This window comes from Mitsuaria sp. PDC51, from assembly GCF_900113225.1.
Lineage (GTDB): Bacteria > Pseudomonadota > Gammaproteobacteria > Burkholderiales > Burkholderiaceae_C > Roseateles.
In genome coordinates this window covers 294144-316953 of sequence record NZ_FOZE01000002.1, presented here as the reverse complement: position 1 = coordinate 316953, position 22810 = coordinate 294144, and the positions used below count along the sequence as shown (strand labels likewise).

At 69.5% G+C, this 22810-nt stretch carries 20 protein-coding genes; 12 read left to right on the top strand and 8 right to left on the bottom strand.

The features are described from left to right. Positions 1-57: 57 nt before the first annotated feature. The 3 genes from BM393_RS12830 (at position 58) to ubiE (ending at position 3315) form a co-directional block, all read left to right on the top strand. Positions 58-1866 carry a S8 family peptidase gene (locus BM393_RS12830; protein WP_091726268.1) on the top strand — a complete coding sequence of 603 codons (1809 nt, stop codon included), beginning with the start codon at positions 58-60 and terminating at the stop codon, positions 1864-1866. Between the two features lie 212 nt (positions 1867-2078). Then, positions 2079-2513, top strand: coding sequence for a gamma-butyrobetaine hydroxylase-like domain-containing protein (locus BM393_RS12825; protein WP_091726263.1), 435 nt, complete (start codon positions 2079-2081; stop codon positions 2511-2513). 70 nt (positions 2514-2583) lie between these two features. Then, entirely contained in the window at positions 2584-3315 is a 732-nt protein-coding gene (gene ubiE, locus BM393_RS12820; RefSeq protein WP_091726261.1) for a bifunctional demethylmenaquinone methyltransferase/2-methoxy-6-polyprenyl-1,4-benzoquinol methylase UbiE, read from the top strand. A 107-nt stretch (positions 3316-3422) separates the two neighbouring features. On the opposite strand, the gene BM393_RS12815 is transcribed toward ubiE, so the two are convergent. Both BM393_RS12815 and BM393_RS12810 read right to left on the bottom strand, forming a co-directional pair. Then, entirely contained in the window at positions 3423-3677 is a 255-nt protein-coding gene (locus BM393_RS12815) for a hypothetical protein (protein ID WP_091726258.1), read from the bottom strand. Between the two features lie 63 nt (positions 3678-3740). Continuing rightward, the gene (locus BM393_RS12810) at positions 3741-4805 is read right to left on the bottom strand and encodes a flavodoxin family protein (protein ID WP_091726253.1); all 1065 of its coding nucleotides are present in this window, start codon (positions 4803-4805) and stop codon (positions 3741-3743) included. Between the two features lie 360 nt (positions 4806-5165). On the opposite strand from BM393_RS12810, the gene BM393_RS12805 reads away from it, so the two are divergent. Both BM393_RS12805 and BM393_RS25270 read left to right on the top strand, forming a co-directional pair. After that, on the top strand, positions 5166-5885 hold the full coding sequence (locus BM393_RS12805; protein ID WP_091726250.1) for a PEP-CTERM sorting domain-containing protein: 720 nt from the start codon (positions 5166-5168) through the stop codon (positions 5883-5885). Between the two features lie 22 nt (positions 5886-5907). Further along, the gene (locus BM393_RS25270; protein WP_141225326.1) at positions 5908-8382 is read left to right on the top strand and encodes a CehA/McbA family metallohydrolase; all 2475 of its coding nucleotides are present in this window, start codon (positions 5908-5910) and stop codon (positions 8380-8382) included. A 148-nt stretch (positions 8383-8530) separates the two neighbouring features. Here BM393_RS25270 and BM393_RS12795 read toward each other — a convergent pair whose 3' ends face one another. From BM393_RS12795 to BM393_RS12770, 6 genes are all read right to left on the bottom strand, one after another. Continuing rightward, positions 8531-10045 (bottom strand): TolC family protein, encoded by a 1515-nt coding sequence (locus BM393_RS12795; RefSeq protein ID WP_091726247.1) that lies wholly within the window; start codon positions 10043-10045, stop codon positions 8531-8533. A gap of 8 nt (positions 10046-10053) precedes the next feature. Next, positions 10054-10938: an HlyD family secretion protein gene (locus BM393_RS12790; RefSeq protein ID WP_091726242.1), complete on the bottom strand. Its 885-nt coding sequence runs from the start codon at positions 10936-10938 to the stop codon at positions 10054-10056. A gap of 128 nt (positions 10939-11066) precedes the next feature. Further along, complete coding sequence (locus BM393_RS12785) at positions 11067-11285, bottom strand: DUF1656 domain-containing protein (protein WP_091726238.1); 219 nt, start codon at positions 11283-11285, stop codon at positions 11067-11069. Continuing rightward, positions 11282-13495, bottom strand: coding sequence for an FUSC family protein (locus BM393_RS12780; protein WP_091726234.1), 2214 nt, complete (start codon positions 13493-13495; stop codon positions 11282-11284). Before BM393_RS12780 ends, BM393_RS12785 begins: the two co-directional genes overlap by 4 nt. Before the next feature lie 25 nt (positions 13496-13520). Then, positions 13521-14027 (bottom strand): MarR family winged helix-turn-helix transcriptional regulator, encoded by a 507-nt coding sequence (locus BM393_RS12775; protein ID WP_254783437.1) that lies wholly within the window; start codon positions 14025-14027, stop codon positions 13521-13523. A 202-nt stretch (positions 14028-14229) separates the two neighbouring features. Further along, positions 14230-15588 carry an MFS transporter gene (locus tag BM393_RS12770; protein ID WP_091726230.1) on the bottom strand — a complete coding sequence of 453 codons (1359 nt, stop codon included), beginning with the start codon at positions 15586-15588 and terminating at the stop codon, positions 14230-14232. A gap of 214 nt (positions 15589-15802) precedes the next feature. On the opposite strand from BM393_RS12770, the gene cyoA reads away from it, so the two are divergent. The 7 genes from cyoA to BM393_RS12735 all read left to right on the top strand — a co-directional run bounded on the left by cyoA (position 15803) and on the right by BM393_RS12735 (position 22753). Further along, complete coding sequence (gene cyoA, locus BM393_RS12765) at positions 15803-16879, top strand: ubiquinol oxidase subunit II (RefSeq protein WP_091726225.1); 1077 nt, start codon at positions 15803-15805, stop codon at positions 16877-16879. 67 nt (positions 16880-16946) lie between these two features. Further along, entirely contained in the window at positions 16947-18941 is a 1995-nt protein-coding gene (cyoB, locus tag BM393_RS12760) for a cytochrome o ubiquinol oxidase subunit I (RefSeq protein ID WP_091726221.1), read from the top strand. Positions 18942-18979: 38 nt separating this feature from the next. Continuing rightward, positions 18980-19588, top strand: coding sequence for a cytochrome o ubiquinol oxidase subunit III (cyoC, locus tag BM393_RS12755; RefSeq protein WP_091726218.1), 609 nt, complete (start codon positions 18980-18982; stop codon positions 19586-19588). Beyond that, positions 19585-19995 (top strand): cytochrome o ubiquinol oxidase subunit IV, encoded by a 411-nt coding sequence (gene cyoD / locus BM393_RS12750; protein WP_091726214.1) that lies wholly within the window; start codon positions 19585-19587, stop codon positions 19993-19995. The genes cyoC and cyoD overlap by 4 nt, the downstream gene beginning before the upstream one ends. Beyond that, positions 19995-20771 carry an SURF1 family protein gene (locus BM393_RS12745; protein WP_091726209.1) on the top strand — a complete coding sequence of 259 codons (777 nt, stop codon included), beginning with the start codon at positions 19995-19997 and terminating at the stop codon, positions 20769-20771. Before cyoD ends, BM393_RS12745 begins: the two co-directional genes overlap by 1 nt. A 10-nt stretch (positions 20772-20781) precedes the next feature. Then, positions 20782-22194, top strand: a complete 1413-nt coding sequence (locus BM393_RS12740; protein ID WP_091726205.1) for an ATP-binding protein — start codon at positions 20782-20784, stop codon at positions 22192-22194. Continuing rightward, a complete protein-coding gene (locus BM393_RS12735) occupies positions 22181-22753 on the top strand; it encodes a response regulator transcription factor (RefSeq protein WP_091731416.1) in 573 nt (190 codons plus the stop codon). Before BM393_RS12740 ends, BM393_RS12735 begins: the two co-directional genes overlap by 14 nt. Positions 22754-22810: the final 57 nt, after the last annotated feature.

Below are 22810 nucleotides of genomic sequence, written 5' to 3'. Positions count from 1 at the left end.
GGGCTTGGCGGACGTCGGGGAACCTGGCGTCGTTGGAAAACTCTGGAGATGACAAGCATGTTGCGATTGAACAAGCTCAGCTGCGCGCTGGCTCTGGGTCTCGTCACGATGGGCGCGGCCCAGGCGGGCGTGTCGTCGGTGGATGTGGACAAGGCCCCGCGGGAACTGAGCAGCCAGACCGACCGGCTGATCGTGAAGTACAAGGACGGCAGCACCGTCGTGCAAGGGCGCCTGGGCGCCGCCGTCCAGGCGCAGCCGCTGGCCAGCGACGCCATCGGCGCCCGCACCGAGCGCCTGCAGCAGCTGGCCGCCCCGCTGGGCACCCGGCTGTCGCTGGTGCGCCAGATGGGCACCGGCGCCCACGTGTTCCGGCTGGATCGCCGGATGAGCATCGAGCAGCTGCGTGAACTGGGCGAGCGCATCAAGGCGCAGGACGCCAACGTCGAGTACGTCGAGCCCGACCGCAAGATGTACGCGATGTTCACGCCCAACGACACGAGCTACAACTCGCAGTGGGACCTGTTTGACAGCGTCGGCGGCATCCGCGCCCCGGCCGCCTGGGACCAGGCCACCGGCACCGGCGTCGTGGTGGCGGTCATCGACACCGGCTACCGGCCGCATGCGGACCTGTCCGGCCAGATCGTCGCGGGCTACGACATGATCTCGGACACCGCCGTCTCGGTGGACGGCAACGGCCGCGACAACGACCCCAGCGACCCCGGCGACTACAGCGCCGCCAACGAGTGCCAGGCCGGCGATCCGGCCTCGACCTCGAGCTGGCACGGCACCCACGTGGCCGGCACGATCGCGGCCAAGACCAACAACGCGCTGGGCGTGGCGGGCATCGCCTTCAACGCCAAGGTCCAGCCGGTCCGTGTGCTGGGCAAGTGCGGCGGCTACACCTCCGACATCGCCGACGGCATCACCTGGGCCTCGGGCGGCAGCGTGTCCGGCCTGCCGGCCAACGCGACGCCGGCCAAGGTGCTGAACCTGTCGCTGGGCGGCGGCGGCGCCTGCGGTACCACGACCCAGACGGCCATCAACGGCGCCCGTTCGCGCGGCGCCAGCGTGATCGTCGCGGCGGGCAACGAGAACCAGAACGCCTCCAACTCCAACCCGGCGAACTGCTCCGGCGTGGTGGCGGTGGCGGCCACCGACCGCTACGGCGCCCGCGCGTACTACTCGAACTACGGTTCGGTCGTGGCGCTGGCGGCCCCCGGCGGCGACGTGCGCTCCAGCGCCAGCAACGGCATCCTGTCGACGCTGAACGCCGGCACCAGCACGCCGGGCGCGGACAGCTACGCGTACTACCAGGGCACCTCGATGGCCACGCCGCACGTGGCCGGCGTCGCGGCGCTGATGTACAGCGCCAAGCCCACGGCCACGCCGGACGAGATCACGGCCGCGCTCAAGAGCAGCGCCCGCGCCTTCCCGGGCACCTGCAGCCAGTGCGGCAGCGGCCTGCTGGACGCCAACGCGGCGGTCACCGCGATCAAGGGCGGCGGCGGTGGCGGCGGCACGGTCGCCGAGGTCGAGCCCAACGACAGCCGCACCGCGCCGCAGACGATCAGCGCCCCGGCCACGGTGACCGGCAGCCTGTCGACCTCCGACACCAATGACTACTTCAAGATCACGCTCCCGGCCGGCAAGACCCTGAGCGCGAGCTTGACGCCGGCCAGCGGCAAGGACTTCGACCTGTACCTGCAAAGCAGCACCGGCTCGCAGCTCCGTGCCAGCGAGAACGCCGCCGGCGCGGTCGACAGCTTCACCTACACGAACAGCGGATCGACCTCGATCACCGTGTACGTGCGGGTCCTCTACTACTCGGGCACCAGCGGGACCTACTCGCTGGGCCTGAGCTGGTAAGGAGCCGCCAACCAGGTTTGCCACTCTCCTCGTTTGGTAAGCCGGGTGCCTCGGGCCCGAACGGGGCTCCCGTTGAATCCCGCCGGTGCAAGCCGGCGGGATTTTTTTCATTCCCCCGGCGGGGAGGAGGGGCGGCCGCTCCCCCGGAAGGGGCCGCTACACTGCGGGGCTTGACCTCCCGCGCGCTTGCCGCGCCGCACCGCGCTTTCCCCATGGCCGGCCTCGACTCCACCACCCCGCTCCCCACCGACATCGTCGTGCACCAGCAGTCCAAGGTGCTGGAACTCGCCTTCAGCGACGGCGCGCGCTTCCGCATCCCGTTCGAGCTGATGCGGGTGTACAGCCCGTCGGCGGAGGTCCAGGGCCACGGCCCCGGCCAGGAGACGCTGCAGACCGGCAAGCGCGAGGTGTCCATCGTCGCGGTGCAGCAGGTGGGCCATTACGCGCTGCAGCCGCTGTTCTCCGACGGCCATGAGAGCGGCCTGTTCACCTGGGCCTATCTCTATGAGCTGGGTCGCGACCAGGACCGCCTGATGCGCGAATACGAAGACAAGCTGGCCGCCGCGGGCCTGGACCGCGACGCGCCGATGCCGGCGAAGGCGGCCGGTGGCCATTCGCATGGCGGCGGCGCTTGCGCCAGCCATTGACCGGCGTCGACGACCGGCCGACCGCCTTGTCGCCATCGCCCCGACGCCCCCCATTCAGCAGGACATCCCCATGAGCTCCACCCATTTCGGCTTCGAGACCGTCGACGAGACCGCCAAGGCCCGGCGCGTGCGCGGCGTGTTCGACTCGGTCGCTTCGCGCTACGACGTCATGAACGACCTGATGTCGATGGGCCTGCACCGCGCCTGGAAGCGCTACACGCTGGCCGTGGCCAACCTCAAGCCGGGCGACCGCGTGCTGGACATCGCCGGCGGCACCGGCGACATGGCGCGGCTGTTCGCGAAGAGGGTCGGCGAGCGTGGCATGGTCGTGCACACCGACATCAACGAGGCGATGCTGCGCACCGGCCGCGAGCGCCTGATCGACGAGGGCCTGGTGCTGCCCACCAACCTCTGCGACGCCGAGGCGCTGCCCTACAAGGAGGGCTCCTTCGACCTGGTCTGCGTGGCCTTCGGCCTGCGCAACATGACCCACAAGGACAAGGCGCTGGCCGAAATGAACCGCGTGCTGCGGCCCGGCGGCCGGCTGCTGGTGCTGGAGTTCTCGCAGGTGGCCGAGCCGCTGCGCAAGCCTTACGACTGGTACTCCTTCAAGGTGCTGCCGCGCATCGGGTCGCTGATCGCCGGCGATGCGGACAGCTACCGCTACCTCGCCGAGTCCATCCGCATGCACCCGCCGCAGGCCGAGCTCAAGGCGCTGATGAAGAGCGTCGGTTTCGGCCATGTCGACGTGCACAACCTGACCGGGGGCGTCGTGGCCCTGCATGCCGGCATCAAGTGCTGACCTGACCTGGCGCGGCGCCGCGGCGCCATCGCCCGCCATGAAGAGGGCCCCAATAGGGGCCCTTTGCTTTTGGGCTGCCGCCCTGGGGGTGCCGAGCAGCGCGGGCGTCAGCAGGGCGACTTCCACTCCCTCAATTCGGTGGCGAGGATGGGGTGTCCGTCCTCCTCCGCGCGGCGGGCGAGCTCGTCGACGTTGCGGTCGTTGACGTATTCATGACCGACGCCCTTCACGAGCTGGCCGTAGACGCTGTCGAGGTCGTCGGCATCGATTTCGGCATCGGTGGTGGGAAAGGGCGGCACGTCGGCCGGCAGTTCGGGCCGGAGTTGCTGCGTCGATCGGGAGGGCGAGTGGGAAGCGGCCATCGGAGTGCTCCTTGAGTCCAAGAGGTCGTGGAAGGGGAGGTCGTGCGGAATGGCAAGCCGCCGTCATTTCGGGCGGACGGCCTTGCGATTGGAACGGGGCAGCTTTCCCTCCCGCAACTGCTTGACCGCGTCGCCGACGAGGTCGGCCACCAGCCGGACCTCGCGCTGCAGGGCCTCGTCGCGGTCCAGCGCCTCGTGGCTGTCGTAGTAGGGCGCGTAGTAGCCGAGGTAGCGGTCCAGCCGGGACAGGTCGCCGGCGTCCACCAGGCCCATCCAGTCGAGCCAGTCGCCCAGGTTGCGGCGCTGCGCCTCGACGCCGGCCACGTCGCCGTGGACGACCAGGCCGTAAACCCGCCCCTCGAGGTGCTTCGGGTAATGCCAGCCGCGGGCCTCGATCGCCTTGGCCTCCTCGACGCGCTTGCCGTGGGTGGAGGTCGGGTCCGGGTTGCCGCCGTCGGCGCAGACCAGGCGGTCGATCATCAGCTTCAGCGCGCTGGGTGACTGATACCAATAGGTGGGGGTGAAGAGGATCACCCCATGGGCGGAGACCCAGCGCTCGTAGATCTCGTTCATCCAGTCGCTGGACTGGCCCAGCGCATGGTTCGGATAACAGCTGCAGGGCCAGTGGCACAGCGGCATCGCGGTGGAGACGCAGCCCTTGCAGGGATGGATCTCGCGCCCGTATTCCGACGTCATCAGGCTGAGGTCCAGCACGTCGACGATGAGGTCGCGGCGGCCGAGCTGTTCCTTCGCGAGCTGCGTCAGGCGCCAGGTCTTGGACATCTCGCCGGGGCAGGAGCCATCGTTGCGGTCGCTGCCGCAGACCAGCAGCACCCGCGAACGAGTGGCCGGATCGGCCCAGCGCTGCTGGGCCTGCTTCAGCCGTTGGTGGGTGTCGAGCCACTCGACCGAGGCCTCGTAGTCAGGATCCTGGAAACCGTTGCCGGCGCGCCGGGTGATCGGCGCCTTGCGGCCATCCTTCATCGCCTGCCAGGCGATGGTCTCCAGTCGCGCGATGGCCTCATGCTCGACGCGGTAGGCCGGATCCATGAACCGCCGCATGAAGCGCTCGTGGAATTGCTCGCGGGTCAATTCCGCCGGCTGCTGGCCTTTGCGGATCTCGGTCATCGACGGTCCTGGAGTGACGATGCGCCCAGTATTCGAGGCCCTGCGCCGACCGGTCGTCGGACGAGCGCGGGTTGTCAGGCGGGCCTCGTCCTACGCGGTGCCCACCTTGGGGCGAGCTGCACCGGCCCCGGACAAGGCCGCGTGACCCGCACCGCGACCGTGCGGGCACCCCCCTCGAATGCGGGGTGCGGCATTCCCTCCTCCGGGCTTCCCCGCAACCTGCTTGTCACCAAGCGACCCTACGCTCCGCCCGTTCCATTGCTGCGCCAAGTCAAGCGCACAAGCTCACATTTGCTGACAAAGTTTTGCCGTAAACGTTTGCGCAAACATTTGTTTTAACTATTGACGTCGAGGGTCGCCATGCATCTGAAATCCATCCTGCTCGCCGCCGGGCTGTTGCTCGCCGGGGCGGCTCAGGCCGACACCGTCGCGCTGTGGGGCTTCAATCCCGACCGCACCGGCACGCCGACCACCAAGCCGACCTACACCGACCATGGCGGCGCGTTCTTCAGCACGGTGGGCAACGTCACCACCACCTTCGCCAGCCAGGGGGGCTCGTCCGACACCACCGCCGGCAGCTCCGCGCTGAACACCTCGGGCTATGCGGCGCAGGGCACTGGCGACCGCACGGCCGGCGTGCAGTTCTCGGTCGACACCTCCGGCTTCCAGGACATCGTCCTGACCTTCGACCAGCGCAACAGCGGCACCGCGTCCGCCTGGACCGCGCTGCGCTACACCATCGACGGCGAGAACTGGGTCGAGGCGACCACCTTCCGCATGGTGCGCGACAGCGTCTTCGTGAAGGGCCTGGGCTTCGACTTCTCCGACATCGCCGGCGTCGACGACAACGCCAACTTCGCGGTGCAGCTGGTCAGCATGTTCGCGCCCAACACGCAGGCCTATGCCGGGACCAGCAACAACTACGGCACCGCCGGGACCATCCGCTACGACATGGTCCAGTTCGCCGGCTCGCTGATCCCCGAAGTCGTGCCGGAAGTTCCGGAGCCCGCCTCGATCGCGCTGACCCTGGCCGCCCTGGGCGCGATGGGCGCCGTGGTCCGCCGCCGCAAGCAAGCCTGATCATGACCAAGGAGCCTTCCCCATGAGAGTCCGTGCCCTGATTGCCCTGACCGGTCGCGCCGCGCTGCGCGTCACCACGCTGAGCGCGATGGCCGTCGTGCTGACCGCCTGCGGCGGCGGCCTCAACGGCGGCGACAAGTCGTCCGCGCAGCCGCAAGCCGCGGCGCCGGATGACCGCGCGACCGCGCAGGTCGCCGATCCGGCGGCCAAGTACCCCGACCACCACGAGTTCGACGCCGCCCTCGACGTGCCCTTCACCGGCGCCGAGGCCACCGGCGCGCGCGCCTTCAAGGTCCACCTGGACTACGTCGGCGCGCCCGCGGGCACGCTGCTGGCCTATCGCGTCGAGCTGCGCGCCCCGGGCGGCGCGCTCGTCAAGCGATGGAGCGGTGTCGAGTCCTATGCCGGCGACGTGCGCACGGTCACGCTGGACTGGGCCGGCCGCGGCGACGCGAGCCTGGCCGATGGCGTCTACACCGCGACGCTGACCGCGCTCAGCGCCAAGGCGGGCACGGCGCTGAAGGCCAGCGGCGCGGACGCGCAGTTCGCCGAGATCCTGGCCGCGCAGCAGTCGGGCGACAGCCACGGCCATGCGGTCGAGCAGAGCTGGAACTTCGCCGTCGGCAAGCCGGCCAAGGTCGCGATGGGCACGCTGCGTCCGCTGGCGATGGGCGCCACCGGCGAGGCCGACCAGCGCGTGCGCGCGCAGTCGGCGGCGGTGGGCGCGGGCTCCTGGCCCTACACCATCTACTACGGCAGCTTCCACGGCCAGACCAACGACTCCGACGGCGGCGGCGCGATCGGCAGCTGCAACTCGTCGCAGCCGGCGCAGAGCGGCGCCTACGGCCCCGACGTCGCCTTCCCGTATGCGAAGGACGCCGGGCTGGACATCTTCGCCAACACCGACCACAACCACTACTACGACGGCTCGTCCAGCACCAACACCAGCGGCAGCGCCACCGCGGCCAAGGCGCGCTACCAGCGCGGCCTGCAGATCGCGGCGGATGTCACCGCGGTCAACCCCGGCTTCCTGGCGATGTACGGCATGGAGTGGGGCGTCATCAGCAACGGCGGCCACCTGAACATCTTCAACAGCAACGAGCTGTTCTCGTGGGAGTACAACGCGCAGAACGAGCTCTTCGGCGATCGCTACATCGCCAAGAACGACTACGCGACGCTGTACTCGGTGATGCGCGCGCAGGGCCTGGTGGGGCAGTTCAACCATCCGGACTCGAGCGGCCAGTTCATCATCAACGGCACCGACATGGCCTACAGCGCCGACGGTGACGAGGTGATGGTGATGGCGGAGGTGATGAACACCTCGGCCTTCTCGTCCAACACGAGCGAGAGCGAGACCTCGCGCAGCTCCTACGAGGGCTCGTGGAAGAAGCTGCTGGAGCGAGGTTTCCACGTGGCGCCGGCGACCAACCAGGACAACCACTGCGCCAACTGGGGCAAGTCCTACACCAACCGGACCGCCGTGCTGATCCCGACCGGCACCGCGCTGAGCAAGGCCGCGCTGGTCGACGCGCTGAAGGCGCGCCGCGTCTTCGCGACGATGGACAAGCAGTCGCAGCTGATCTTCAGCGCCAACGGCCGGATCATGGGCGAGCGCTTCGACAACGCGGGCGCGCTGGCGCTCAATGTCGGCTTCTACAACCCGAGCGGCCGCACGGTGGTGTCGACCGAGATCTGGGAAGGCGTGCCGGGCCGCAACGGCACGGTCACGCTGCTGGGCAGCAACCCGACGGCGACCATCACGCCGGCCAACGGCAAGCACTTCTACTACGCCAAGGTCACGCAGGACGACGGCAAGGTGCTGTGGTCCGCGCCGATCTGGGTCAACCAGGGCGTCAGCGGCGGCGACACCACGCCGCCCTCGGTGACCGCGGCGGTGAACGGCACCAGCGGCACGATCACCTTCTCCGCCACGGCGAGCGACAACGTCGGCGTGACGCAGGTGGAGTTCTGGCTGGACGGCGCGCTGCGCGAGGTCGACGCCACGGCGCCGTATTCGATCGCGGTCAACTCGACGCAGCTGACCAACGGCACGCACAGCCTGGTGGCCAAGGCCTATGACGCGGCGGGCAACACGACGACCTCCGCGCCGGTGAGCTTCAACGTCAACAACGTCGTCGACGCGGCGGACGAGGTGGAGCCCAACAACACGATCTCCGCAGCCAACGCAGTCGGCAGCCGCAACCAGCTGACCGGCTTCATCGGCAGCGCCAGCGACGTCGACTTCTTCAAGGTCACGCTGGCCGCGAACCAGCGGCTGCGCGTGGACATGACCGGGCCGACCTCGTCGAGCATCGATTACGACCTGTACGTGGTGAGGTCGACGGGCACGGGTCTGGCGCGCTCGGAGGCGGTGGGCAGCACCGAGTCGCTGACGTACCAGAACGGCACGAGCGCGCAGACGGTCTACATCAAGGTGATGTCGTACGCCGGCTCGAGCACCACGTCCCCGTACAAGCTGACCATCAGCTACCCCTGACGCCGCGACGGGCGCACCGCCCGTCCGCCTTCCCGCCTTGAAGAGAGCAGCCGCACGCAGCGCTGCTCTCTTTTTCTTTCTCCCTCTCCCGCTTGCGGGAGAGGGCAGGGGTGAGGGCCAGCGGCCGATGAAGTGCAGCCGCCTTTCCCTACTGCGCGCTGGTCGACTCCTCCACTTCCCACCCGCCGCCCAGTGCCAGGAACAGCTGGACCTGCTCGTCGATCAACGCGGCCTCTGACGCCGCCAGCGCCGCATCGCTCGCCGCCAGCGCACGCTCCGCGTCCAAGGCATCCAGATAGCCGACCTTGCCGCCCTGATACAGCCGCCGCGCCTGTCCCGCCACCGTCGCCGCCTCGTCGCGCGAGGCCTGTAGCGCCGAGCGCCGGTCCAGCTCCCGGGCGTACTGGTTGAGCGCCGTCTCGGTCTCTCGCAACGCATTCAACACGACGCCATCGAATCTGGCCGCCGCCTGCCGCGTGCCCGCCTCGGCCTGCGCGATGCGCGCGTCGGCGACGCCGTTGCTCGGCATCGTCCACGAGATCAGCGGCCCGAGGCTCCAGCTCAGCGTGTCGCTCCTGCCGAACCCGGCCAGCGTGCCCGCCGAACCCGCCGACACGCCCAGCGTGATCTTCGGATACCGGTCCGCGGTCGCCACGCCGATGCGCGCCGTCGCCGCATGCAGCTCCCGTTCGGCCTGGCGGATGTCAGGCCGCCGGCGCAGCAGCGCGGCGCCGTCCCCGACCGGGATCGTGCCGGCGACGCGCGGCGCGAGGTGGCATTCCGCCAGCCCGCGCGGAAAGTCGGCCGGCAGCTCGCCGGTCAAGGTGGCCAGCCGATACAGCGCCGACTGTCGCTGCGCCAGCAGCGGCGGCAACGCCGCCTGCAGCTGCTGGAGCTGGCTGCGCGCACGCGCCGCGTCGATGTCGCCGACCCGGCCCGCGCGCTGCAGCCGCTCGGTGACCGACACGGCCTCGCGCTGCAGGTCCACCGAGTGCCGCGCCGACGCCAGTCGCTGCCCCGTCGCGCAGGCCTCGGCATACGCGCGCGCCGTGCCGGCGGCCACGTTCACCTTCACGAGGTCCAGCGCCGCGGCGGCCGCTTCGGTGCTGGCGTGCGAGGACTCGATGGCGCGCCGGATCTGGCCGAAGAGATCGAGCTGGTACGACAGCCCGACGCCCGCGCTGTAGCGGAAGGTGTCTGGCGGCACGTCGTCCTTCTTCAGCATCGAGAGGCCCGACGGATGGCCGAAGCTGGGCCCGCCGTTGACGCTGATCGCGGGCCGCGCGCCGCCGCGCGCCTCGGACTCGAGGGCCTGGACCCGCTCGAGGTTGGCCGCTGCCTGTCGCAGGTCGGTGTTGCGCGCGAGCGCCTGCTCGACCAGCGCGTCGAGCGTCTGGTCGTGGAAGAGCCGCCACCAGTGCGGCGGCAGTGGCGCGTTGTCGAAGGGCAGGGGCCTCGCGCTTGCCCCGCCGCCGTTCTGCCCCGGCTCGGAGATCTCGCCGGCCCCGGCGGCCTGCGCGGCCCGTTGCTGCTCAAGGAAGGGCGTCGCCGCTGCGGGCTTCATGACGACGGCTTCCGCGGGCACCCGATAGTCCGGCCCCTTCGGCGCGGTCGAGCACGCCGCGAGCGCCGCCGTGGCCAGGATCGCCAGCGTGTGCTTCATTGGGCCGCTCACGATTTCGCTCCCCCAAGCACCTGCACCGTGACCGTCTGCCCGGCGACCAGCCGCTCGCCCTGCGGCAGCGGATCGAGTTTGACCCGCACCGGCACGCGCTGCGGCAGGCGCACCCAGTTGAAGGTCGGATTGACGCTGGGCAGCAGATTCGCGCTGGTGCTGCGGTCCCGGTCGGCGATGCCGGCCGAGAGGCTCTCGACGCGGCCCGTGAGGGCGCGGCTCGCGCCCATCGGCTTGACCTCGACGGCATCGCCGATGTGGATGCGCGCGAGCTTGGTCTCCTCGAAATAGCCCTCGACGTAGAGCGAATCCGCGTCGACCAGCGCGAGCACCGGATGCCCGGCGCTGGCGTAGGCGCCCTGGCGCAGGTCGAAGTTGGTGATCGTGCCGGAGGAGGGCGCGCGGATCTCGGCGCGCGCGAGGTTGAGCCGCGCCGCGTCCACCGCGACCTCGGCCTGCGCGACGGCGGCGCGCGCCTGCTCGGCGCGGCTGCGCGTCTGCTCGCGCGACTCCTGCGAGACCAGGCTGCCCAGGCCGCTGTTGCGCTCGGCCTCGCGCAGCGACTGCGCGAGCGCGACCTTCTGCGCGGCGAGCTGTGCCTGCGCCTGCCGCAGCGCGAGCTCATACCGCGCGCGGTCGACCTCGAACAGCAGCGCGCCAGCGGCGACGCGCTGGTTGTCCTGCACCGGCACGGCGGTGACGAGGCCGGAGACGTCCGGCGCGATCTGCACGACGTTGGCGCGCACGCGGCCGTCGCGGGTCCAGGGCTGGAGCTCGTAGCGGTCCCAGAGCTGCTGGGCCGCCCACAGCGCGCCGCCGACGGCGGCCAGCGTGACGGCCATCGAGATCACGCGTCGCAAGGGAAAGGAGGAAGGCTTCATGTCGTCGGGGTCGGCCAGGCCGGCATCGTTGATTGGGAAAGGCCACGCTGCGGTGAGGCGATGCGCGACAGGGCGGTTTCAGCGGAGTCCGGACCGGTGGGCCCTGCGGTTCCTTGCTGCGGGCGTCGTCACCCGGGTCCGTGCAGCACGCGCAGCGAGGCGTTGCTCAAGCCCCAGAGGAGCAGCAGGTAGATCGCCAGGTCGAAGAGCGCCGGATGCCAGATCCAGCGGTAGGCACCGACCCAGGCCAGCAGCCGCCGCACGGCGGAGAGCGCGATCAGCGCGAGGGCCGCGAGCGGCATCAGCCACGGCAGGTAGAGGCCGAAGAAATCCACGGCGCCGGTCATGGCCGGTCCTCCTTGTCGTTGTCCACGGTGCGCGGCGGCAGCGCCGGCACGGGCGCATCCGGGAACAGGTTGCGACGCAGGCCCATCAGCGCGCCGGCCGCGGGATGTGCCTCGGCGGGCAGGTCGCCGGCGCCGGCGTAGGCCTCGAGCAATCCGGCGAGCGCGGCGTCCAGGCGCTCCAGCAGCGATGCCGGCGGTGCGTCGAACTCGTCGAGCGCGCCGGGACGGCCGTCGATGCGGGCGCGCAGCCAGTCGCCGAGCGCGCTCAGCAGCGGCCCCAGCGGGCGCTGCGCCAAGGCCGGCAGTTGGCCGCGCACGCTTTGCAGCGCGACGAGGTCCGCGCCGATGCGCAGGTCGCGCAGCGCGTCATCGGTGGGCACACCGGGCACCGAGCCGCCCGACTGCGCGACGCGCGGCGCCAGCAGCGCGATGCGGTCGACCATGCGCAGCAGGTAGGCCTGCCCGCGGCCCGCCGGGCGCGGCAGGCGCGCGAGGTCGTCGAGCTCGCGCCAGGTCGCGCGCTGGATGCGGCGGGCGCTCCAGTCGGCGCCGACCGACCGCATCAGCCGCGTGACGCGCGCCGCGACGAAGATGCCGGCCAGCTGGCCCGACATCGAGTTCAGGTAGCTGGTGAGATCCGCCTGCGCGGTGTCGTGCATGACCAGGGTGCCCATGACGCCGAACAGGAAGGGCAGCGCCGCGCCGACGGTCGCCGGGCGGCCGATGAAGGCGCCCAGGAGGAGGAAGACCGGCGCGCACACCGCCATCAGCGTCCACATGTCCTGCACCAGCGGCAGCAGCACCAGCACGTAGAGCGCGCCGAAGGGCATCGACCAGAGCGTCCAGGCGAGGAAGCCGTTGATGGCCGGCACCGGGTCGTCCATGGACGCGAAGAAGCAGCAGAAGATCGCGGCCATCATCGCGGCGGCCGCGCCCATCGGCCAGCCGGTGAGGATCCAGAAGGCGCAGCACACCAGGATCGCGATCAGCGCGGCCGCGCCGGACCACAGCGCCATGCCCAGGTCCAGGTGCAGCTTGGGCCCGCCCGGGGCGGGCGCGGGCCGCGCGGGCATCGGTGCGCCGGACAGGCCGCGGTCGATGTCGGCGCGCAGGTGGACGCAGTGCAGCCAGCCGTCGAGCAGCTCGCCGAGCCGCTGCGCCAGCGCGACGCGGAGCAGCCGCGCCCAGGGATCGCCGGCCAGGCGGTCGCGCGCGTCCGCGCCGGTCAGCGCGTCGAGCTGCGCTCGCAACGCGGGCAAGCGCGCCTCGGCCTGATCGGCGGGCAGCGTCAGCCAGGGACTGAGGCGATCCAGCAGCGCGCGCACGTCGTCCGGCAGGCCGCCATGCGCTTCGAGCGCTCGCAGACGATCCTCCACGCCGGCCAGCAGCGGCGTCAGCGCGGCCACGTGGTCCTGCATCGCATGCACCGCGTCGGCGGTCCAGCGCAGGTGGCTGGTGTCGAAGGGGATGTGGGTCGACAGCACCCGCAGCTGGGAGATGTCGCCGGCGACACGGCGCCGGTCGGCGCCGCCATCGCGGCGCGCGGCGATGTCGGTCAGCCAGGCGCGGGTGTCGCCCAGCGTGCGATCCAGCAGCCCCAGCACCGAGCCCGCCAGGCTGTTGGGCAGCACCAGGCTGTGTACCAGCGTGGCCGAGAGCACGCCCAGGCCGATCTCCTCGAGGCGGGCGACGGCGGTGTCGAAGATCGTCAGCGGCGTGTCCACCGCCGGGAAACCGATCAGCGCCACGGTGTAGCCCGCCAGCATGAAGGCATAGGCGCGCGGCGTGCGGTCGCGCAGCGACAGCACCAGGCAACCCGCCACCCACAAGGCCAGGGCCAGGCTCAGCAGTTCAGGCGCATTGGCCAGGCTCGGGACCAGCAGCACCGCGGCCATGCCGCCGACCAGCGTGCCCGCGACGCGGAACACACCCTTGGAGCGCACCGCGCCCGCCATCGGATGGGCCACGATGTAGGCCGTCATCAGCGCCCAGAACGGCCGCGGCTGGCCGGCCCAGCTCGCCAGGAAGACCGCCAGCATCGCCGCGGCGAAGGCCTTGATCGAGAAGATCCATTCGGCGCGCGTGAAGCCGGGCCGCAGCGCGGCCGGCAGCTTCGGCGGCGCGGGCAACCGGATCGCAGGCAGCCGCAGTGTGGGCAGCCGCAGCGTGGGTAGCCGGATCGCGGGAAAGGAGAGAGCGGGGAATTTCATGGTCTGTGAGGCGCGACGGGCACCCTCACTTGCGCCGCGGCGGCACGGCCGGCGTCGGCGCGCCGACGCGCTCCGCCAGCGTGGAGAAGACGCGCAGCGCGGCCTCGACGTCGGCGTCCGCGATGCCTTCGTAGAGCTCATTGCGCAGGTCGCGCAGCGTGACCTCGATCTGCTCGCAGGCGTCCGCGCCCAGCGCCGTCAGGTGCAGCGTCCTGGCGCGACGGTCGTCGGGATCCTCGTGGCGCTCGATGTAGCCGCCGGTGATCAACTGGTCCACCGAGCGCGTCAGCGACGGCCCCTCGATGCCCAGCAGCGTCGCCAGTTCGCCCTGGCGCATGCCGTCGCCCTGGCGGCCGATCATCACCAGCGGCCAGGCCAGCGCCTGCGACAGGCCCACGTGCGCCATCGCCAGGTTGGCGCGGGCGCGGTACGCCCGCTCCAGCACCGGCAGCATCATCCCGACCGTCATCAGCGCCGATTCCCGCGCGGTGCGCGTCAGCGAGCGGGCCGGCTTGTCCTTGGAGGTGTTCATGCCGGCGAGTTTAAATAGTTAGCTTGCTATCTATTTCGGTGGGGTTATTGGGCGAATGGCGGAAGCCGGGAGCGGCTGGCAGGACGAGGCACCGTCTCGAGGCAGAAAGCAGAACGGCCGGTCTTGTCGACCGGCCGTTGTTATTTCGCGTCGCGGGCTGTCAAGCCCATGTCGCGGGTTCGGGGCTCATCGGCCCCGGGGATCAGTCCTTGTCCTTCATCTGGAGCATGCGGTTGGTGCGCAGCGCCACCAGGGTGACGATCGCGCCCGACAGCAGGTAGGCGGTCACCGCCCACAGGCCGAACTTCGCCGACAGTCCCAGCGCCACCAGCGGCGCGAAGGCCGCGCCGATGATCCAGGCCAGGTCGGAGGTCAGCGCCGCGCCGGTGTAGCGGAAGTGGGGCAGGAAGTTGGACGTCACCGCCCCCGAGGACTGGCCGTAGGACAGGCCCAGCAGCACGAAGCCGACCAGGATGAAGATGTTCTGGCCCATCGCGCCGCTGTCCAGGAGGATGGGCGTGAACAGGCTGAAGATCCCGATCGTCGTGGCCAGGGTGCCCAGCGTGCTGCGCCGGCCGATGCGGTCCGCGATCATCCCGGAGATCGGCATCGCCGCAGCGGCCAGCAGCGCCCCGATGACCTGCACGGTCAGGAACTGGGTGACGTTCTGGTCGCCGTACAGCAGCACCCAGGACAGCGGGAACACGGTGACGATGTGGAACAGCGCATAGCTGGCCAGCGCCGCGAACGCGCCGATGAACAGCGTGGTGCCCTGCTGGGCGAAGAGCTCGTCGGTGTCGCAGGGGTCGAGCTCGTGCTCCTCCATGTTCTTCTCGTACTCGTGCGTCACCACCAGGCGCAGCCGCGCGAACAGCGCCACGACGTTGATCGCGAAGGCCGCGAAGAAGGGGTAGCGCCAGCCCCAGCTCAGGAAGTCGATCGGATCCAGGCTGCTCCACAGGTAGGCATACAGCGCGGCCGCGATCAGGAAGCCGATCGGCGCGCCGAGCTGCCCCAGCATCGCGTACCAGCCGCGGCGGCCTTCCGGTGCGTTCAGCGCCAGCAGCGAGGGCAGGCCGTCCCAGGACCCGCCCAGTGCCAGGCCTTGTCCGATCCGGCAGGCGGCCAGCAGGGCGATGGCCGCACCGCCCCAGGTGTTGAAGCCGGGCAGCACCGCGATCGTGCAGGTGGAGATGCCCAGCAGGAACAGCGCCACCGTCAGCTTCACGCTGCGGCCGAAGCGCCGCTGGATGTCCATCCCCACCAGCGTGCCGATCGGCCGCACCACGAAGGCCAGCGCCAGCAGCGCGAAGGCGTACAGCGTGCCCTCCAGCCGCTCCATGTGGGGGAAGAAGATGGACGGGAAGACCAGCACCGAGGCGATCCCGTAGACGAAGAAGTCGAAGTACTCGGACGCCCGCCCGATCACCACGCCGACGGCGATGTCGCCAGGGGCGATCGCGTCCTGCTCCTCCTGCGTGGCGACCCCGCTGCCTCGCGGCAGCGGCTGGCCCACGGTCGAGAGGTGTTGCCCGGCTGTCGAAAGGGTGCTGCTGTTCATACGTCTCCTACCTGGGACAAAATGTCCAATAGTTGGTTTGAGTCAATCGGGCAAAATCTGCGCCCGGCGTGCAACGGTCGACAAGTGTCGTTTTCCCCTTTATCGCTTTCCCTCCAGAGGAAACCCCAGGTTTCGGACGGCGGGAACCCACTGCCAGGTGCGGTGGTCAAAGGGGGCTCCGCGTGAACTACGCCTGCTGGTCTGCTGAAGTCCCATGTACCTCAAAGCCTCTCCAAAAACAAGTCTCGCCCGCCCACTCGCCCGTCTCGGGCTGCTGGCCCTGGCGCTGCCCCTGTCCGCCTGCAACATGGTCGTGATGAAGCCGTCCGGCGACATCGCGAACCAGCAGGCGCAGCTCATCGTCGCCTCGACGCTGCTGATGCTGTTGATCATCGTCCCGGTGATCATCCTGACGCTGGTCTTCGCGTTCCGCTACCGGGCGTCCAACACGCAGGCGACCTACTCGCCAGAGTGGGACCACTCGACGCGCCTGGAGCTGATCATCTGGGGCGCGCCGCTGCTGATCATCATCGCGCTGGGCGCGATGACCTGGATCAGCACCCACAAGCTCGATCCCTTCCGCCCGCTGGAGCGCCTGGACGCGCAGCGCGCGATTCCCGCCGGCGTGCAGCCGCTGACCGTCGAGGTCGTGGCGCTGGACTGGAAGTGGCTGTTCATCTATCCCGAGCAGGGCATCGCCACCGTCAACGAACTGGCCGCGCCGGTGGACCGCCCGATCCACTTCAAGATCAGCTCGTCGACCGTGATGAACGCGTTCTACGTGCCCGCCATGGCCGGCATGATCTACGCGATGCCCGGCATGCAGAGCCAGCTGCACGCGGTGATCAACAAGCCCGGCGTGTATGACGGCTTCTCGGCCAACTTCAGCGGCGATGGCTTCTCGCACATGCGCTTCAAGTTCCACGGCCTGTCCAACGACGAGTTCTCCGCCTGGGTCGAGCGCAACAAGGCCGACGGCGTCGCGCTGACCAAGGAGCTGTACCTGGACCTGGAGAAGCCGTCCGAGCGCCAGCCGGTGCGCCGCTTCGCCAGCGTCGCGCCGGGCCTGTTCGACGCGGTCGTGAACCGCTGCGTCGACGGCACCAAGATGTGCATGGGCCAGATGATGGCCATCGACGCCGCGGGCGGCGGCGGCAAGGGCGCGATCGACGGCCTGGCCAGCAAGCCCTGGAGCAACGAGCAGAAGCGGATCTTCGTGGCCGCGCTGTGCACGCCTGACAACGCGGGGCAGTACGCGTCGCAATGGCAGGCCTCGGCCACCCGTAATTGATTGGCGTCCCCCGGCGCGACCGCGATGAATCGCCGCGCCGGGACCGCAAGCACTACCGAGATCCAAGATGATTGACGCTCAAAAGCTCATCTTCGGACGCCTCAGCCTAGAGGCGCTTCCGCTCCACGAGCCGATCCTGGTCGGCACCTTCGCGATGGTCGTCCTGGGCGGCCTCTTCGTCCTCGCGATGATGACGAAGTACAAGCTCTGGGGCCCCTTCTGGCGGGACTGGGTGACCAGCATCGACCACAAGAAGATCGGCATCATGTACATCGTGCTGGGCCTGGTCATGCTGCTGCGTGGCTTCGCCGACGCGCTCATGATGCGCGCCCAGCAGGCGATCGCCTTCGGCGACCAGCTCGGCTTCCTCCCGCCGCATCACTACGACCAGGTCTTCACCGCCCACGGCGTGATCATGATCTTCTTCGTGGCGATGCCGCTGATCACAGGCTTCATGAACTACGTGGTGCCGCTGCAGATCGGCGCGCGTGACGTGGCCTTCCCGTTCCTGAACAACTTCAGCTTCTGGATGACCACCGGCGGCGCGGTGCTGGTGATGGCCTCGCTGTTCGTCGGCGAGTTCGCGCGCACCGGCTGGCTGGCGTATCCGCCGCTGTCGGGCCTGCTCGCGAGTCCGGGCGTGGGGGTGGACTACTACATCTGGTCGCTGCAGGTGGCCGGGGTGGGGACGACGCTCTCGGGCATCAACCTGATCGCCACCATCATCAAGATGCGGGCGCCGGGCATGACCATGATGAAGATGCCGGTCTTCACCTGGACCTCGCTGTGCTCGAACATCCTGATCGTGGCCTCGTTCCCGATCCTGACCGCGGCCCTGGCGCTGCTGTCGCTGGACCGTTACGCCGGCACCAACTTCTTCACGACGGACCTGGGCGGCAACGCCATGATGTACGTCAACCTGATCTGGATCTGGGGTCACCCCGAGGTCTACATCCTGGTGCTGCCGGCCTTCGGCATCTTCTCGGAAGTCGTGTCGACCTTCAGCCAGAAGAAGTTGTTCGGCTACGCCTCGATGGTCTACGCGACGGTCGTGATCACGATCCTGTCCTACCTCGTGTGGCTGCACCACTTCTTCACGATGGGCTCGGGCGCCAGCGTCAACTCGTTCTTCGGCATCACGACGATGATCATCTCGATCCCGACGGGCGCGAAGATCTTCAACTGGCTGTTCACGATGTACCGCGGCCGCATCAAGTTCGAGGTCCCGATGTACTGGACCGTGGGCTTCATGGTCACCTTCGTGATCGGCGGCATGACGGGCGTGCTGCTGGCGGTGCCGCCTGCCGACTTCGTGCTGCACAACTCGCTGTTCCTGATCGCGCACTTCCACAACGTGATCATCGGCGGCGTGCTGTTCGGCCTGCTGGCGGGCATCTCGTACTGGTTCCCCAAGGCCTTCGGCTTCAAGCTGGACCCGTTCTGGGGCAAGGCCTCGTTCTGGTTCTGGCAGATCGGCTTCTTCGTCGCCTTCATGCCGCTGTACGTGCTGGGCCTGATGGGCGTGACGCGCCGCATGAGCCACTTCGACGATCCCTCGCTGCAGATCTGGTTCCAGGTCGCCGCCTTCGGCGCGCTGCTGATCGCCGCCGGCATCGGCTGCTTCCTGATCCAGCTGGTGGTGTCCTTCCTCAAGCGCGAGCAGCTGCGTGACGTCGATGGCGACCCGTGGAACGGCCGCACGCTGGAGTGGTCGACCTCGTCGCCCCCGCCGCAGTACAACTTCGCGTTCACGCCGGTGGTCCACGACCACGACGCCTGGCACGACATGAAGACCCGCGGCCACCAGCGGCCGGTCGGCGGCTTCAAGGAGATCCACATGCCGAAGAACACCGGCGCGGGCGTGATCCTGGCCGGCCTGTCGACGCTGTTCGGTTTCGCCCTGATCTGGCACATGTGGCTGGTGGCGGGTGTCGCCTTCGCGGTGACCGTGATCGCCGCGATCGTCCACACCTTCAACTACAAGCGCGACTACTACATCCCCGCCGATGAAGTGGCCAGCACGGAGGACGCCCGCACGAAGGTGCTGGCCGCCCAGGCCTGATTCCGCAGCGAGCGATATCCAACATGCAAGCAACGACCATGACGAACAACACCGGCGCGCCGGTGTTCTACGACAACGGCGACCACCATCCGCAGCACGGCACGCTCCTCGGGTTCTGGATCTACCTGATGAGCGACTGCCTGATCTTCGCGGTGCTGTTCGCGACGTATGCGGTCCTGGGCCGCAGCTACGCCGCCGGCCCGTCGGGCGCCGACCTCTTCGACCTGCCGCTGGTGGCGCTCAACACCGGTTTCCTGCTGCTCTCGTCGATCACCTATGGCTTCGCCATGATCAAGATGCTGGGCAACAAGAAGTCGGGCACGCTGGCCTGGCTGGCGATCACCGGCGTGCTGGGCCTGTGCTTCCTGGCGGTGGAACTCTATGAGTTCGCGCACCTGATCCATGAAGGCGCGGGTCCGCAGCGCAGCGCGTTCCTGTCCTCGTTCTTCACGCTGGTGGGCACCCACGGCCTGCACGTCACCTTCGGCTGCATCTGGCTGGTGACGCTGATGGTCCAGGTGTCCAAATTCGGCCTGACCAAGGAGAACAAGCGCCGCCTGATCTGCCTGTCGATGTTCTGGCACTTCCTGGACGTGATCTGGATCGGTGTCTTCACCTTCGTTTACCTGATGGGAGTGCTGCCGTGAGCGCCGACCACAACCACAAGCATGACTCGCACGGCCACGACCAGGGCCACGGCGGGCACGACCATGACCACGACGACGTCGGCTACCACGCCACCGTCAAGGGCTACCTGATCGGCTTCCTGCTGTCGGTGATCCTGACGGCCATCCCCTTCTTCCTGGTGATGACCAAGTCGATCGCCTCGTCGCAGGCGATGGGCATCGTGCTGCTGATCTTCGCGGCGGTGCAGATCGTTGTGCACATGGTCTATTTCCTGCACATGAACTCGAAGGTCGAGGGCGGCTGGTCGATGCTGTCGCTGATCTTCACGATTGCCGTCGTGGTGATCATGCTGGCCGGCTCGATCTGGGTGATGTTCCACCTGAACAGCAACATGATGCCGGTCCACGACATGCGCAACATGCCCTGATGACCGCCGTTCATCCGGAACCGCCGCGGCCGCGCCGCAGCACCGCCTTCTGGGCGCTGCTGCTGGGCGCGGCCCTTTTGTTTGCGGCCTTCCTCGCGCTGGGCGCCTGGCAGCTGCAGCGGCTGGCGTGGAAGGAGGACCTGATCGCGCGGCTGGACAAGCGCCTGGCCGCCGAGCCGGAACGCGCGCCCGGCGCCGACCGCTGGGACGCGATCACGAAGGCCGGCGACGAGTACCGCAAGGTCGTGCTCAACGGCACCTTCGACCACTCGCGCGAGACCCTGGTCGGCGCGAGCACCGAGCTGGGCACCGGCTACTGGGTGCTGACGCCGCTGCGCACCGTGCGCGGCGACTGGGTGCTGGTCAACCGCGGCTTCGTGCCGCCGGAATTCAAGACGCGCGCGTCGCGCACCGCGTCGGAGACGCAGGGCGAGGACCGCGTCGTCGGGCTGCTGCGGCTGAGCGAGCCCGGCGGCAGCCTGTTGCGCAAGAACGATCCGGCGCAGGAGCGCTGGTACTCGCGCGACGTCGAGGCGATCGCCCAGGCGCGCCGGATCGTCGAGGGTCCCGTGGCGCCGTACTTCGTCGACGCCGCCGCGGCGGACGACCGCACGCGCTGGCCGCGCGGCGGGCTGACGGTGGTGCGCTTCAACAACCATCACCTGCAGTACGCGCTGACCTGGTTCGCGATGGCGGCGATGACCGCAGGCATCGGTGTCTGGCTGTGGCGGGTCGAGCGCCGCCGCGCGCTCGGCCTGGACGCGGCCGCGGACTGAGGCCGCGACCATGCCGCTGAGCCGTCCCGATCCGGACGACGACCACCCCGACGACAGTCGCTACCTGGACGGCGCCGCCGGGGCGCTGGGCATCGAGGAATCCTCCGGCGAGGGCCGCGCGCTGCAGGCCGGCCGCAACAACCTGCAGCAGCTGGTGCAGCTGCGCTGGCTGGCGGCGGCGGGGCAGTTCGGCACCGTGCTCTCGGTGCACTACGCCTTGCACATCCGGCTGCCGATGCCGGAGATGCTGACGCTGCTGGCGGTGCTGGTGCTCTTCAACCTGGCCTGCTGGCTGCGCACCCGCTGGGTGCCCAGCGTGCGCAACGCCGAGCTCTTCGCCGGCCTGCTGGTCGACATCGCGGTGCTGAGCGGCCAGCTCTACTACAGCGGTGGCGTCACCAACCCCTTCATCTTCCTGTTCCTGCTGCAGATCGCGGTGGGTGCGGTGCTGCTGCCCTCGCGCTACATCTGGTTCACGGTCGCGGTGACGGGGGGCTGCTTCGTCGCGCTGACGCAGTGGCACCTGCCGCTGCTGGTGCCCGACATGGAAGGGCTGTCGCTGCCGACGCACTACATCGGCGGCCTGCTGATCTGCTTCGCGATCAACGCCTCGCTGCTGGTGATCTTCATCCAGCGCATCGGGCGCAACCTGCGCCAGCGCGACGCGCGCCTGGCCGACCTGCGCCAGCGCGCGGCCGAGGAGGAGCACATCGTGCGCATGGGCCTGCTGGCCTCGGGCGCCGCGCATGAACTGGGCACACCGCTGGCGACGCTGTCGGTGATCCTCGGGGACTGGTCGCGGATGGCACCCTTCGCCGGCGATCCCGAGCTGCGCGAGGAGATCGAGGAGATGCAGGTCCAGTTGCGGCGCTGCAAGGCGATCGTCAGCGGGATCCTGATGTCGGCGGGCGAGCTGCGCGGCGAGGCGCCGGTGGTGACGACGCTGCAGGCCTTCCTCGACGACCTGGTGACGCACTGGCGCGCGACGCGGCCGCATCACGGGCTGGACTACCTGCCGGACGCCGGCCTGCCGAAGGTGCGCATCGTGTCGGACGTCGGTCTCAAGCAGATGATCGACAACGTGCTCGACAACGCGCTCGAGGCCGCGCCGGGCCAGCCGGTGTCGCTGCGCGCGCTGGTCGAGGACGGTCAGCTGGTGCTGCGCGTCACCGATCGCGGCGCTGGTTTCCTGCCGGAGATGCTGGAGCGTTTCGGCAAGCCGTATCAATCGAGCAAGGGCCGGGCGGGCGGCGGGCTGGGGCTGTTCCTGGCGCTGAACGTCGTGCGCTCGCTGGGCGGGCGCCTGCAGGCGCGCAACCGGCTGGCGGAGGAGGGCGGCGGCGCGGAGGTCGAGATCCGCATGCCCCTGTCCGCGCTCGAGCCTCTAGGACTGCCTGACAATGCCGCTCATGACGCCGGATGACCTTGCCGCCGATACCGACCGCCTGCTGTTGATCGTCGAGGACGACGACGCCTTCGCGCGCACGCTGTCGCGTTCGTTCGAGCGCCGCGGCTACCAGGTGCTGCGGGCGACGACGGTGGAGCAGGTGCAGAAGCTGCTGGCCGAGCGCGGTCCCGAGGAGGCGCCGGAGTACGCGGTCGTTGACCTGAAGCTCGCCGGGGGCGGCTCCGGGCTGGCCTGCGTGCAGACGCTGCACGAGCACGATGCCGAGATGGTGATCGTGGTGCTGACCGGCTACGCGAGCATCGCCACGGCGGTGGAGGCGATCAAGCTGGGCGCGCGGCACTACCTGGCCAAGCCGGCGAACACCGATGACATCGAGGCCGCCTTCGCGCGCGCCCAGGGCGACGCCGAGGTCGAGGTCACCGAGCGCGCGACCACCTCCATCAAGACGCTGGAGTGGGAGCACATCCACGAGACGCTGGCGGCGACGGACTTCAACATCTCGGAGACCGCGCGGCGGCTGGGCATGCACCGGCGCACGCTGGCGAGAAAGCTGGAGAAGCAGCGGGTGAAGTGAGGCGCGGCGACGCGCGCCCCGACCATCGCGGCGCTGAAACGACGCAGGGGCCGCGAG

Coding starts and splice junctions, on each gene's coding strand:
- BM393_RS12825 (WP_091726263.1), top strand. CDS start 2,079: ATGGCCGGCCTCGACTCCACCACCCCGCTCCCCACCGACATCGTCGTG.
- BM393_RS12785 (WP_091726238.1), bottom strand. CDS start 11,285: ATGACCGGCGCCGTGGATTTCTTCGGCCTCTACCTGCCGTGGCTGATG.
- BM393_RS12805 (WP_091726250.1), top strand. CDS start 5,166: ATGCATCTGAAATCCATCCTGCTCGCCGCCGGGCTGTTGCTCGCCGGG.
- cyoB (WP_091726221.1), top strand. CDS start 16,947: ATGATTGACGCTCAAAAGCTCATCTTCGGACGCCTCAGCCTAGAGGCG.
- BM393_RS12770 (WP_091726230.1), bottom strand. CDS start 15,588: ATGAACAGCAGCACCCTTTCGACAGCCGGGCAACACCTCTCGACCGTG.
- BM393_RS25270 (WP_141225326.1), top strand. CDS start 5,908: ATGAGAGTCCGTGCCCTGATTGCCCTGACCGGTCGCGCCGCGCTGCGC.
- BM393_RS12790 (WP_091726242.1), bottom strand. CDS start 10,938: ATGAAGCCTTCCTCCTTTCCCTTGCGACGCGTGATCTCGATGGCCGTC.
- BM393_RS12830 (WP_091726268.1), top strand. CDS start 58: ATGTTGCGATTGAACAAGCTCAGCTGCGCGCTGGCTCTGGGTCTCGTC.
- cyoA (WP_091726225.1), top strand. CDS start 15,803: ATGTACCTCAAAGCCTCTCCAAAAACAAGTCTCGCCCGCCCACTCGCC.
- BM393_RS12775 (WP_254783437.1), bottom strand. CDS start 14,027: ATGAACACCTCCAAGGACAAGCCGGCCCGCTCGCTGACGCGCACCGCG.
- BM393_RS12795 (WP_091726247.1), bottom strand. CDS start 10,045: ATGAAGCACACGCTGGCGATCCTGGCCACGGCGGCGCTCGCGGCGTGC.
- BM393_RS12780 (WP_091726234.1), bottom strand. CDS start 13,495: ATGAAATTCCCCGCTCTCTCCTTTCCCGCGATCCGGCTACCCACGCTG.
- BM393_RS12735 (WP_091731416.1), top strand. CDS start 22,181: ATGACGCCGGATGACCTTGCCGCCGATACCGACCGCCTGCTGTTGATC.
- ubiE (WP_091726261.1), top strand. CDS start 2,584: ATGAGCTCCACCCATTTCGGCTTCGAGACCGTCGACGAGACCGCCAAG.
- BM393_RS12745 (WP_091726209.1), top strand. CDS start 19,995: ATGACCGCCGTTCATCCGGAACCGCCGCGGCCGCGCCGCAGCACCGCC.
- BM393_RS12815 (WP_091726258.1), bottom strand. CDS start 3,677: ATGGCCGCTTCCCACTCGCCCTCCCGATCGACGCAGCAACTCCGGCCC.
- cyoC (WP_091726218.1), top strand. CDS start 18,980: ATGACGAACAACACCGGCGCGCCGGTGTTCTACGACAACGGCGACCAC.
- BM393_RS12810 (WP_091726253.1), bottom strand. CDS start 4,805: ATGACCGAGATCCGCAAAGGCCAGCAGCCGGCGGAATTGACCCGCGAG.
- BM393_RS12740 (WP_091726205.1), top strand. CDS start 20,782: ATGCCGCTGAGCCGTCCCGATCCGGACGACGACCACCCCGACGACAGT.